12 protein-coding genes are annotated in these 11,731 nt (G+C 50.5%); 1 reads left to right on the top strand and 11 read right to left on the bottom strand.

All coding sequences use genetic code 11. The annotated features are described in order from the left end of the window. Positions 1-7: 7 nt before the first annotated feature. Positions 8-1,663, bottom strand: a complete 1,656-nt coding sequence (gene thsA / locus ACYUBO_RS00715; protein ID WP_460371598.1) for a thermosome subunit alpha — start codon at positions 1,661-1,663, stop codon at positions 8-10. 302 nt (positions 1,664-1,965) lie between these two features. Further along, entirely contained in the window at positions 1,966-2,598 is a 633-nt protein-coding gene (locus tag ACYUBO_RS00710) for a redoxin domain-containing protein (RefSeq protein WP_460371596.1), read from the bottom strand. 87 nt (positions 2,599-2,685) lie between these two features. On the opposite strand from ACYUBO_RS00710, the gene ACYUBO_RS00705 reads away from it, so the two are divergent. Next, positions 2,686-2,877, top strand: a complete 192-nt coding sequence (locus tag ACYUBO_RS00705) for a hypothetical protein (RefSeq protein ID WP_300334461.1) — start codon at positions 2,686-2,688, stop codon at positions 2,875-2,877. Positions 2,878-2,914: 37 nt separating this feature from the next. Here the strand turns inward: ACYUBO_RS00705 and ACYUBO_RS00700 are convergent, their stop codons facing one another. From ACYUBO_RS00700 to ACYUBO_RS00660, 9 genes are all read right to left on the bottom strand, one after another. Continuing rightward, positions 2,915-3,565: a V-type ATP synthase subunit D gene (locus ACYUBO_RS00700; protein WP_460371593.1), complete on the bottom strand. Its 651-nt coding sequence runs from the start codon at positions 3,563-3,565 to the stop codon at positions 2,915-2,917. A gap of 3 nt (positions 3,566-3,568) precedes the next feature. After that, a complete protein-coding gene (locus ACYUBO_RS00695) occupies positions 3,569-4,963 on the bottom strand; it encodes a V-type ATP synthase subunit B (protein ID WP_300333250.1) in 1,395 nt (464 codons plus the stop codon). Beyond that, positions 4,964-6,709: a V-type ATP synthase subunit A gene (locus tag ACYUBO_RS00690; RefSeq protein ID WP_460371590.1), complete on the bottom strand. Its 1,746-nt coding sequence runs from the start codon at positions 6,707-6,709 to the stop codon at positions 4,964-4,966. It lies immediately after the preceding gene. Further along, a complete protein-coding gene (locus ACYUBO_RS00685; protein WP_460371589.1) occupies positions 6,706-7,026 on the bottom strand; it encodes a V-type ATP synthase subunit F in 321 nt (106 codons plus the stop codon). Before ACYUBO_RS00685 ends, ACYUBO_RS00690 begins: the two co-directional genes overlap by 4 nt. Beyond that, on the bottom strand, positions 7,019-8,080 hold the full coding sequence (gene ahaC, locus ACYUBO_RS00680; RefSeq protein WP_460371587.1) for an ATP synthase A1 subunit C: 1,062 nt from the start codon (positions 8,078-8,080) through the stop codon (positions 7,019-7,021). Before ahaC ends, ACYUBO_RS00685 begins: the two co-directional genes overlap by 8 nt. 6 nt (positions 8,081-8,086) lie before the next feature. Then, positions 8,087-8,665, bottom strand: a complete 579-nt coding sequence (locus tag ACYUBO_RS00675; RefSeq protein WP_460371585.1) for a V-type ATP synthase subunit E — start codon at positions 8,663-8,665, stop codon at positions 8,087-8,089. 105 nt (positions 8,666-8,770) lie between these two features. Next, positions 8,771-8,980 (bottom strand): V/A-type ATP synthase subunit, encoded by a 210-nt coding sequence (locus ACYUBO_RS00670; RefSeq protein ID WP_255333016.1) that lies wholly within the window; start codon positions 8,978-8,980, stop codon positions 8,771-8,773. A gap of 180 nt (positions 8,981-9,160) precedes the next feature. Next, positions 9,161-11,077, bottom strand: a complete 1,917-nt coding sequence (locus ACYUBO_RS00665) for a V-type ATP synthase subunit I (RefSeq protein ID WP_460371583.1) — start codon at positions 11,075-11,077, stop codon at positions 9,161-9,163. Between the two features lie 33 nt (positions 11,078-11,110). After that, entirely contained in the window at positions 11,111-11,434 is a 324-nt protein-coding gene (locus ACYUBO_RS00660; protein ID WP_460371582.1) for a hypothetical protein, read from the bottom strand. Positions 11,435-11,731 lie beyond the last annotated feature (297 nt).

The following is an 11,731-nucleotide window of genomic DNA, read 5'->3' as shown; positions in this document are numbered from 1 at the left end:
GGGTGATTTACATCATGCCGGGCATTCCGCCCATGCCGCCGGGCATGCCACCACCCATGCCTCCCATCGCCTGCATTGCTGCCATCTCTTCTTCAGAGGGCATACCACCTGCTCCGGATGCAGCAATGATCTCATCGATCCTGAGGATCATCATAGCCGCTTCAGTTGCAGAGCTGATTGCCTGCATCTTGACACGAAGGGGTTCAATAACACCTGCTTCTTTCATATCGATCGGTGTTGCGGTATCGAGATCAATGCCATTGGTTCTTCCCTCCTGCTCATGGGCAGTACGAAGGAGAGCAAGCATCTCAATCTGATCAAGCCCTGCATTCTCCGCAAGAGTCCGTGGCACGGTCAGAAAAGCATCTGCATATGCCTCAATGGCAAGCTGTGCACGGCCACCCACATCTGATCCCACCTTCCTGAGACGGCGTGAAAGCTCTATTTCAGAGGCCCCGCCTCCGGCAACAAATCTGTTATCTTCAAGAGCGACACAGACTCCGCGAACTCCATCCTCAACGGCACGTATGGTTTCATCTACAGTATGTGACGAACCTCCTTTCATGAGGAGGGAGACAGCTTCCTTGTTTTTACACTCAGAAACAACAATCATATATGTTCCAGAGAGCCTCTTGGCCTCGACTTTGCCAGCAAATCCGAGATCATCTCCGGAGATCGCATCGGGAGACGAGATGATCGTTGCACCGGTCATCTCGGAAAGTTTCTCCATATCTGACTTCTTCAGACGTCGAACAGCAAGAATGCCCGCCTTCGCAAGGTGATGTCCTGCAAATTCATCGATACCTTTCTGACAGAAGACAATATTTGCACCGGATCCAATAATCCGATCAACAAGTGCCTTCTCGATCTCCTCTTCCTTCTCAACGAATGCCTGAATCTGATCCGGGTGGGTGATGCTGATCTCAGCATCAGTCTCTATCGCCTTAAACTCGATTGCCGCATTAAGGAGAAGGATTTTTGCATCAGGGACTGTATCCGGCATCAAAGGATGAAGCCGCTCCTTATCGAGAACTATCCCCCTGATAATCATGGAATCCTCAGCAGATCCTCCAACCATCTTCTCAATTTTGATATCCCTGGCATCGATCTTGCCCTGATCATCAGCACTCATCTCTACTGCCTCTACAATGAGTGACGATAGCCGTTCCTTAACAGTCTCTGCACCCTTACCCGTCATCGCTGTTGCAGCGATATTCTTTAATAACTGAGTATCCCCGAGGTTGACTTCAAAAGAGATCTCAATGAGTATCTCTTCTGCCCTCTTTCTGGCCATCCGGTATCCCTCAACAATGGTGGTCGGATGTACATCCTGATCGATGAGATCCTCAGCCATCTTCAGAAGTTCACCCGCCAGTATAACGGCAGTCGTTGTGCCATCACCAGCTTCTTTATCCTGGGTCTTTGCAATCTCAACCATCATCTTGGCTGCCGGGTGCTCGATCTCCATCTCCTCCAGGATGGTGAGACCATCATTTGTGATGACAACATCCCCCATTGAATCAACAAGCATTTTGTCCATCCCTTGTGGTCCAAGTGTTGTCCTGATGGCTTTTGCGACGGCTTTTCCGGCGGCAATGTTCCGGCTCAGTGCATCATAGTCCCGTGTCTCTTCTGTTCCTTCCTGATACATATTCGCGTTCATAGGGTTGTCTCCTCAATACTGTTGAATCAAAATCACCAGTGTCTCCTTTTGCGTGGTTTACACGGCTACATAAAGGTATCCCATAAGCAATTCCAGCTCACAAAGGACGTCCCGTATTTTTGAAATATTATATCGACCCTCATGGAGCCACAAAAGCAAATTCAAAGACTTTAGAATGCTTTATTCGGACAACACTTCCGGGCAGTCGGGAAAGTTCGCAGGTTAGAGAAGAGGGATGATGAGAGAGATCTCCCCGGCGATACGCATCACTCCGCGACGGGTGAACACCCTATTCTTTTCCATCAATCAGATTCCAGGAACCCGATGATCTCACTGATATCAGGAACACTATGCACGGGATAGACCTTGCTGAATACCACTGCCTGATCTGAATCAACGATGACATTTGCCCGCTCACAAAATCCGTTTCCCTCCCGGAAGAGCCCATAGAGCCTTGAAACAAAACCATGAGGCCAGAAGTCACAGAGAAGAGGGGTATTGGCGATTCCCAGGCTCTTTGCCCAGGCTCTCTTGCAGGGAACGGAATCAACGCTGATCCCAACTGCAACCGTATTCAGGGATGAGAATGTTTCCCGGTTCTCTTCAAGCGAGAGCATCTGGGCTGCACATTTATCAGTCCATGCAAGCGGATGGAACGAAAGGAGAACCCGCCTCTTATGGTGTTCAAGGAGGCTGAAGGTCTCATCCGACTGATCCTTTAATGCGAATGTCGCGGCAAGATCGCCCGGACGGACCATTCTTGGCTGGGGAATTTGAGCATGGTGATACATTGCTCTCGCATTATCACAGGAGATGATAAGCATTGCGGGAAGAGGATAGGAAACCTTGCATCCGTAGATGAGAGAATCGACTATTGAAACCACGCCGCCATTGTTTTTGCCATTATTGACATAATATCGGCAATCGGGAATCATTTAATTTTTACAGCATGAATTAAATATAAATACACCAAGCGCCATTACAAAATAGCCAGTGATGGCATGCATAAGGAGGTGATTGCTATGAATGAAGGATCGTCCGGTGGGTGTTCAGACAAGGCATCAGGCACCATCGACAAGCTGAGGACGCAGGCACTTGCCAGATGCCGTGATCGGATCGATGAAGCCCTGAAGCGGCCAAAAGGGAAGAAACCAAAACCCTGCAACCCCTCATATGGCATCACATCTGTGCTACGGAACCAGCACGGGCTCTGAATAAAAGGCAGAGATAACATAAGAGTTAAGCCTGCTCTTATGCTTCTGCCTTCTCTGCCTGTTTCCTGCGATTTATAATCTTCTTTACTTTCTTTAACCGGAAGAGATCTTCACGTTCACGCTCTTCTATTGCGATCTTGATCCCCTTTGCCATCTCTTTGAGTTCAGGAACCACCACCTGTTCAAGAGCATTCACCCTTCTCCGGTTCATCTGGATCTCCTCCCCAAGCCTCCTGAGGGATGTCTCTGTCTCGGCAAGTGCGATGATCAGATCCAGCTCGCGTTCGAACTTCTCCGCAACCTCATCGATTCTGCCCGAGACACCAAGCACACTGTAGCCCCTCTCAAATGTCCCTTTGGAGATCACCTTCTTCTCAAGGACAGGCACCGGCACTCCCATGATATTCTTCCCGGAAATATCCAGGAATACACCCCTTCGCGTTGCAAGGGCAGCAGAACGGACAGCGACGGAATCGTCCACTGCAACAGCCAGATGGAGTGAATGGCGGGCAGAGGCATCAATTGCCTCAAGCTCCGACCGGGAATCAGATACATCCTTCATGATCAGAAAAAACTCCTGGATCAAGGCATCCATCTTCTGGCGGAGGAGATCCTTTCCCTGTTCGGCAAGCTTGATCTGGTTCTTCACCCGGATAAGCTCCATCCGTGTCGGCTTGACCTGCTCCACCTCTCATGCCTCCTGGTATCCGGGATGATACTTCTCAATATAGCTCACATTGATCCGCTTGAGTTCCTCTTCCGGAAGCATGGCAAGAAGATTCCAGCCGATCTCAAGGGTCCTTTCAATCCCGCGGTTCTCATCGCCCTGCGATATGAAGGTCTTCTCAAACTCATCGGCAAGCTTGAGGTATTTCCTGTCCAGCTCGGTCAGGGCCTCCTCACCGACGATCGCAACGAGCCTCCTCAGATCCCTGCCATACGCATAAGAGGCATAGAGCTGATCGGCAACATTCCGGTGGTCTTCCCTCGTCTTCCCCTCGCCGATACCGGAGTTCATCAGTCTCGAAAGGCAGGGCAGGACATCAATAGGCGGATCTCCCCCTCTCCTGAAGAGATCCCGCGACAGCACAATCTGGCCTTCGGTGATATACCCGGTGAGGTCGGGGACAGGATGGGTGATATCGTCATCGGGCATCGTCAGAATGGGAATCTGGGTTATAGAGCCTTTCTTCCCCTTGATCTTCCCGGCACGTTCATAGATCGTCGAGAGATCGGTATACATGTACCCCGGATACCCCCGCCGCCCCGGCACCTCCTCGCGGGCAGTTGATATCTCCCTGAGAGCCTCACAATAGTTGATCATATCGGTTAAGATCACCAGCACATGATGGTTCAGCGTATAGGCAAGGTACTCCGCAACCGTCAGGGCACACCGGGGGGTCGTCAGCCGTTCGATGGTCGGGTCATTGGTCAGGTTCATGAAGAAGACCACCCGCCCAAGAGCCCCGGATTTCTCAAATGATCTCGTAAAGAAAGACGCCTCCCTGAAGGTGATGCCCATTGCAGCAAAGACCACAGAGAACTGCTCACCCTCGCCGAGCACCTTCGCCTGCCTGCCAATCTGTGCCGCCAGTTTGTTTGCAGGGAGACCGGCTCCCGAGAATATCGGAAGTTTCTGGCCCCGGACAAGCGTATTCAGGCCGTCAATTGCGGACATCCCGGTCTGGATAAAATCCTCGGGCTTATCCCGGGCCACGGGATTGATCGGCATTCCATTGACATCGACCTCCATCTCCTCGATGATATCCGGACCTCCGTCACGGGGTTTCCCGATCCCATTGAATGTCCGCCCCAGAATATCCGGAGAAAGCTTCATCATGAGAGGCCTGCCGGTGAACATCACCCTTGTTGATCTGTTGTCTATCCCGGTTGTCCCTTCAAACACCTGCACTACCGCAACGTCCTTTGATATCTCAAGAACCCGCCCCGATCTCTCCTCTCCATCCGGCAGATAGATCCTGACGATCTCATCATATGAGACATCCTTTGCATTGGTGATGAATATAAGGGGACCAGCCACGTTGCTGATCGTCTTATATTCCCGGCTCACAAGAACAGCGGTCATTTAGTCCTCCTCCATGAGTGACGCAAAATCGATTGCAATTCTTTCGATATGCCCTTTCACCATCCCGGCCTCGGGGAGCTCTTTCATCCGCCCGATCACCTTCTTCACCGGGAGCTGCATGATCGAGTCGATCCCAATACCCCTGTTCATCGCCCGCTTTGCCATCTCATGGAAGGTAAGTATCACCTTCAGCATCCAGTACTGCTTCTCGAGTGAACAGAATGAATCGATCTCATGAAAAGCACTCTGCTGGAGGAAATCCTCCCGAATCATCCGTGAGATCTCAAGGATCAGCTTCTCGCTGTCAGGGAGGGCATCAGGCCCCACCAGCTGGACGATCTCCTGAAGCTCAACCTCCTTCTGGAGAAGATAGATCGCCTCCTCCCGAAGATCTTTCCAGTCCTCCGCAACTTCCTTCTCGTACCAGTCCTCCAAACTCTCAAGATACAGTGAGTAACTTTTAATCCAGTTGACAGAAGGGAAATGCCGCCGGTAGGCGAGTGCAGTGTCAAGCGCCCAGAATGTCCCTGCAACCCTGAGCGTATTCTGGGTGATCGGCTCTGAGAAGTCGCCGCCCGGAGGGGAGACCGCTCCGATGATGGTGATGGAGCCGATCCGTTCATCCTTCCCCAAGCAGATAACCCGGCCGGCCCGTTCATAGAAGGCAGCAAGCCGGGTGGCAAGGTAGGCGGGATACCCCTCCTCGCCGGGCATCTCTTCAAGACGTCCGGAGATCTCACGGAGGGCCTCACCCCACCGGGATGTCGAATCTGCCATCAATGCGACATCATATCCCATATCCCGATAGTATTCCGCTATTGTGATCCCGGTATAGATCGATGCTTCACGGGCTGCAACCGGCATGTTTGATGTATTGGCAATCAAAACCGTCCTTTCGATGAGGGGGAGGCCGGTTCGGGGATCGATTAATTCCGGAAACTCATAGAGCACATCCGTCATCTCGTTGCCCCGTTCCCCGCATCCGATATAGACAACAATCCGGGTATCAGACCATTTGGCAAGAGTCTGTTCTGCAACCGTCTTCCCGGTACCAAAACCACCCGGTATCATCGCAGTCCCACCTTTGGCAAGAGGGAACATGGTATCAAAGATCCGCTGCCCGGTGATGAGGAGCGTATCCGGATCCATCTTCTTCCGATAGGGCCTGGGTTTTCGGGCTGGCCAGAGCTGCATCATCGCAATTTTCGTCCCATCCTCGAGGATGCAGACCGGATCAGTGACTGTATAGTCGCCCTGCTGAATCTCTGCTACCTTCCCGGATATGGATGGGGGAACCATGATACGGTGCTCGATATGGAATTCAGGAACAGATCCGATCAGATCGCCCTCCTTCACAGTGTCTCCGACAGAAACCGCCGGAGTAAAATTCCATCTCCGGGAGAGATCAAGGCCGGGGGGAAAGACACCGCGTGATATGAAATCACCGCTCATCTCAAAGAGGACCGGGAGAGGACGCTGTATACCATCGTAGATTGAAGAAAGGAGACCGGGGCCAAGTGCTACAGAGAACTGGGTTCCTGTGCTCTCCACCTTCTCTCCCACTTTCAGGCCGGATGTGTCCTCGTACACCTGAATAACCGCCTCATCCTTATCCAGCCTGATGATCTCCCCAAATAATGCATCAGTCCCAACCCGGACCACCTCATACATCATCGATCCTCTCAGCCCCTCGGCGGTTACAACCGGCCCTGATATTCGTGAAATACTCCCTGTCGTCACGCTCATCTCCTCACAACAATATTATAGCCGATCGCTCTCCTCAGAAGCCGATCGATGTAGCTTTCTTTCTCCACCTGCTTTTTCCCCGAGGGTATTGGAATGATGATCGGCCGGTAGGACCGCTCGATCCGCTCCATGATCCGGTGATCCAGTTTCTCGATGAAATCCTCATTCATCGCAATAACTCCGGTATCATCACGATGGAGCAGCTTTGTGACGAGTTTCTCCGCATCATCGGGGTTTGCAAGCTCGATCACTTCAACACCCGCCATCCGGAATCCGGCGGCAGTTTCCGGATCGGTGACCACCATGCATTTATACATAGGTCATCACCCTCTGCATCTCCTTTTCAGGAACATCTCCGATGATGGAACGTGCAATAATCCGGATATTTGTCACTTCGTTCTGCTTGGCCCAGATATACCCGACAGGGATGGCAATACTCATGGGATCCTTCAGAAAACATCCAGATCCCTTTTTGATCAGAAAAAGTTCAAGTTCACGTTCAAGAACAGAGACCCTTTCCTGGATAATATCCTCCCTGCCCACCTCGGCAAGAAATGCAAATGGCGTCTGGATCAGCTCTTTAACAACCTCTTCAAGAGATCGGGCAGCCAACATCTGTACAAGCTGATCCATTGAGAGATACTTTCCGCCATCGATCAGGTACTCAACAGGTTCTTCGACATGTATCCTGTCCCGAACCACCCGAAGCACCATTCTGATATTCGCCACATCGATCTCGGTCTTCAGGAGCTCAAGGACGATACCCTGGTTGTAATTGTCATCCCCCGTAAAGGCTGAGCGGGCATTCTCAAGGTAAAAGCGGTCAAGGGCAAATTCCAGGATTGCAAGATCGCGTTTCTCCAGGTACTCCTGCAACTTCCGGGTGAGGGGGCGTGCGTACTCGATCCTCCAGGTGGCGAGGAGGTCGATGACAGCCCTGATATCAGGCTGGTGGGCGAGTTCAATGAGTGCAGCATAATCAAGCTCTCCCGCAGGAACAAGGTTCTCCTCGATCTCATCATAATGGGCATTGATCTTCTTTCCACGGAGAATCGTCTTGATATTCTGAATATCCCACCGGTTTAGGATAATCCGGATAGAGATCCTCTCTTCCTCTTCCCGGAAGAAACGAAGGATCTGCCGGAATGATACGACAAGATCCCGTCGCAATGCAGTCTCAACCTGGAGAATACCTGAGTACTCGACACCGGCCTTCTGGAGTTCGTTTTTATAGGCTGTCTCTTCAAGCGAAGCGATGAGGGTATCAATATCCGGTTTGTTTGTCAGTTCATTGAGTGCATGATGGTCAAGGAGCCGGCTCTTCATTGCCCTGATCCGGGCATTTGCATATGAATAATCCATCTCATCCATAATGCCTCACCCTCCGTCAAGGATCGAAAAGATCTCTTTCCTGAGCACTTCCCTTGATCTCTGTAAACGGGATTCAATGGTGTTCCTGACGATGATGAATTCATCAGTTGTACTGGCAATGACCCCACCCATCGACTCGATATCTGCAATTACCAGATGGCTTTGATTCTCTTTTTTGAGGATGCTGTTACAGAGTGCTTCATCCCGTTTGTCAACATGGAGAAGAGCGGATGCACCATCTAGTTCTGCCAGTGCCTCCAGAATGACATGCCTCAGGAACTCTTCGTACCGCGGACGATCCCTGAATCCGGCAAATTCCTCTTCGGCATGACGGAATGTCTCTTCAAAGATCCCTTCCTTGATCTGCAACAGTTCAAGTCTGGCTTTTTCGCGAGCCGCAACAATCGCGGTCCGCTCGGAAAGAGCCATATTCTTCCATTGCTCGGGATAATGCTGTTGTAATTTTCTACCTTCGGCTCGTGCCTCCTCTTTTATCCGCGCTACCTGTGCAGCTGCATACTCCCGAATGCCCCGGATCTCCTCCTGAGCTGATTGTTCGACAGCCTGTATCAGTTCATCAGTCATCTGCCACTCCATAACTCATTCGATTATTTGATTAACCACTGGAGAACAGCCCCGGGATTGCTCCGGTATTCCCCGGCTTTCAGTGGTGCTGTTTTCCACCCCCGTTTACATGATCAGGATCATTGCAGCAATGACGAAACCAAAGATCGCAAGCGTCTCCGGAATTGCAAGCAATATCAGCATATATCCAAAGAGTTCAGGCTTTTCAGCCACCGTCCCTGCTCCTGCTGCACCGATCCTCGACATTGCGATCCCCGCACCAAGTGCTCCCAGCCCAAATGCGATGCCAGCCCCAATTGGCATACCAAAATCCATAGTCCTACTCAACTCCTTTTATGTACCAGATGTGTATTATTTGACAGACTCATTCATTACCTGCACAAAAGCCCCAAAATCGGGATTCGAATCGAATATGGAGATATTGCGCACCAGGCATGGCGATTGTGCCATGTTGTTCATCTCACTTTCACCAGAAAGGCTGTTCATATCATCGAATCAACCCCGGCCACCCTTTCCAAAGGGATTATAGACTTTTCCTCCTCCTTCAGAGAACTTGGGAGCAAACTCAACAATATGAAGCCTGAATGAATGGAGAGACGCAACGAACATCTTTAACAGGACATTCATCAGGTGAATTAATGCAGCGACTATCACCCCGACAAACGCTACCTCCATCATCCCTCCAACCTGGTTGGCAATCAGTGCCAGAATGACCGATGCAGTCCCTATTGCCATAATACGTGCATAGGAGAGGACATTGGAGATGATACTGATGACCTCGATACTGGCGATCACCCCCCCTCCATAGATGATCATGGCAAGGGCTATAGCAAGCATAAGCATCCCGGGATACATCAGGATCTCCGGTATAATCCGTATAATTGATCCGAGCAGGATAAGGATGCTGACGATGACGATGATCATCCCTGCTTTTTCACAGATATGCTTCCTGCATTCACAGACATACTTTGTACATCGCATCTTGGTACACTGGTTGATGATCCCAAGGCAGAGGCCAAATATGATATGAAATACCCCGATAGCAATTGACAGGACGAGCATCGGGATCAGGGCATCAAGCCGGTGCCAGGTGACACCCATGATCTCAAGGGGGTGCAACCAGCCCATATGCTCTCCAAAATCTCCGAAGAACTCCCCGAATATAAAGCCGAAGATGATCGTCGGAAACGAGGCGATGATCATCAGGTTCATGAGAGGATGTATCCAGTCAAACCGCTCTCCAAACTTCTTCTTTAGCAGGACGGCAATGCCTAAAATAATGAAACCATACGCGATATCACCCACAATTAACCCGAAGAAGAGCGGGAAGAAGACGGCAAAGATCGGAGTGGGATCGATCTCCCGGTACTTTGGGTGTGAGATGACGCTCAGGAGGTACTCAAATGGCTTGAGAATTGCCGGGTTAGCATAGAATGTCGGCGCTTCATCCATCATATCCGGGGTTGTCGGCAGTTCATCAATGACAACCTCATCGCCATAGCTCTCATGAAGGGTCTTCTTTGTGGAAGCCAGGAATTTCCTCGGAATCCACCCGAGCATAACAAAAGTGTAATCAGTCTGGCCGAATTTGTTGAAGACCTTGATCTCCTCATGCCTGTCTTTTAAGAGGCGGACGAGGGCACCAACTTCATCCTGCCAGGTGAGTGAGAGTTCTCTGAGTTCTTCTTCAACCTCAAGGACTTCTTTAACCGCAGCAACCCGTCTCTCTTCATTGAGAACGAGAATCTCAGGGAGGGGACGGTTTAAGTATTCGGGCGGAAGCCTGAGTTCGTTGACATTCTGTGAATAGAGGAGGGTATGGACGTCGCTGGAATACTTTCTGTTAAAGACAACAACTGTTGCGATATTCTGCTCGTCAATTGGGGCTGAGATCAGCTCACACTGGTTCTTTGTGATCCTGGTGAGTTTCTCCTTGATCAACTCGAGGATTCCTTCAAATTCTCCCTGGATCAGGATAATGGTAATCTCAAAGCCCTCAAGTGCAGGAATCTGGCCTTCTATCGGGAGGATCTTCTCTATCACCGTCTGGTATCGGGAGAGGTTTGCAATAGTAAACTCAAGATCGGTCTTCCGGGTAATGAGATCCCTGGTTTTTGCCTCAAGTTCATGGATGACCTCCTGGGCCCGTTCAAGGATTGATTCCTGGCCCTTCTGGCTTAATCTTTGGATTATATCCGTTTGTTTTTTAAGATCCGGGGGTTTTTTTGGAAGGACCAGCGCAATCCCTTCAATCTTTGAGAGGTTGGCAGCAATCGTATCTGCCTCCCTGGACTCAACTCTCTGAAGGATGATACCTCCCTGCTCATGACTTCGTGAGGCATCCTCCAGATGGATGGTTCCAGCCTGGTAGAGCGTATCAACGATAGATTCGAGATCCTTCTTCGGACCCAATACCTGAACCTTAACCATCCTCTGGAGCATCGCCTACGACCCGGCCCCTACATGTTCTACGAGTGTCTCCACCGCTTTTTGTATGTTCTTCTCCCATTGGTTGCGAATGGCGAGTTCTTCCTCCCGTCTCCATTCGGCAATAGCTTCAATTTCTTTATTTATCTCCTCAATCTCCTTCTCATAGTAGATTTTACCCTGTTCTTCACCTGCGCCGATACATCGCACAATGATCGCTTCCGCATCTTTGCGTGCTTCTTCGATCAATGCAGCAGCTTCAGATCGGGCCTCCTCAATTAAGACATTCATCTCGAGTTCTTTCTTCCGGATTGTCTGCAGGAGCGATTGTTCAGACACCATATCTCACCAGTCACCTTTTTGTTCGTACCCATGCAAGCGGATAATGTGCAGAGTCCCGGAGTTTTCACCTCCGGTTCAGCTGATCCCGATTCCTTTAAAAACCACTCAGGCCTCATCTATCTCATCCCCGAAAACCGGATTCTGGCGGGCAGATTGTTACCCTCGGGAAATCAGGACAGAATCGGGCTGGGGGGAGTTTTTAACGTGATGGGCACCTCCTTCTTCCGGCGGTCATAACCATCGGAAATCAAAGGTGTAATTGCAATAAAAGTATTTATAGTTATCTAAATTGCCCGT

This window comes from Methanocalculus sp. MC3, from assembly GCF_054767395.1.
Note: the sequence above shows the minus strand (reverse complement) of the source record. Positions and strands in the feature narration are given on the sequence as shown.

Excerpts from the sequence above, each read along its gene's own strand:
- ACYUBO_RS00685 (WP_460371589.1), bottom strand. The coding sequence starts at position 7,026 with ATGTATAAATGCATGGTGGTCACCGATCCGGAAACTGCCGCCGGATTC.
- ACYUBO_RS00710 (WP_460371596.1), bottom strand. The coding sequence starts at position 2,598 with ATGATTCCCGATTGCCGATATTATGTCAATAATGGCAAAAACAATGGC.
- ACYUBO_RS00670 (WP_255333016.1), bottom strand. The coding sequence starts at position 8,980 with ATGGATTTTGGTATGCCAATTGGGGCTGGCATCGCATTTGGGCTGGGA.
- ahaC (WP_460371587.1), bottom strand. The coding sequence starts at position 8,080 with ATGGATGAGATGGATTATTCATATGCAAATGCCCGGATCAGGGCAATG.
- ACYUBO_RS00705 (WP_300334461.1), top strand. The coding sequence starts at position 2,686 with ATGAATGAAGGATCGTCCGGTGGGTGTTCAGACAAGGCATCAGGCACC.
- ACYUBO_RS00660 (WP_460371582.1), bottom strand. The coding sequence starts at position 11,434 with ATGGTGTCTGAACAATCGCTCCTGCAGACAATCCGGAAGAAAGAACTC.
- ACYUBO_RS00675 (WP_460371585.1), bottom strand. The coding sequence starts at position 8,665 with ATGACTGATGAACTGATACAGGCTGTCGAACAATCAGCTCAGGAGGAG.
- thsA (WP_460371598.1), bottom strand. The coding sequence starts at position 1,663 with ATGAACGCGAATATGTATCAGGAAGGAACAGAAGAGACACGGGACTAT.
- ACYUBO_RS00695 (WP_300333250.1), bottom strand. The coding sequence starts at position 4,963 with ATGACCGCTGTTCTTGTGAGCCGGGAATATAAGACGATCAGCAACGTG.
- ACYUBO_RS00690 (WP_460371590.1), bottom strand. The coding sequence starts at position 6,709 with ATGAGCGTGACGACAGGGAGTATTTCACGAATATCAGGGCCGGTTGTA.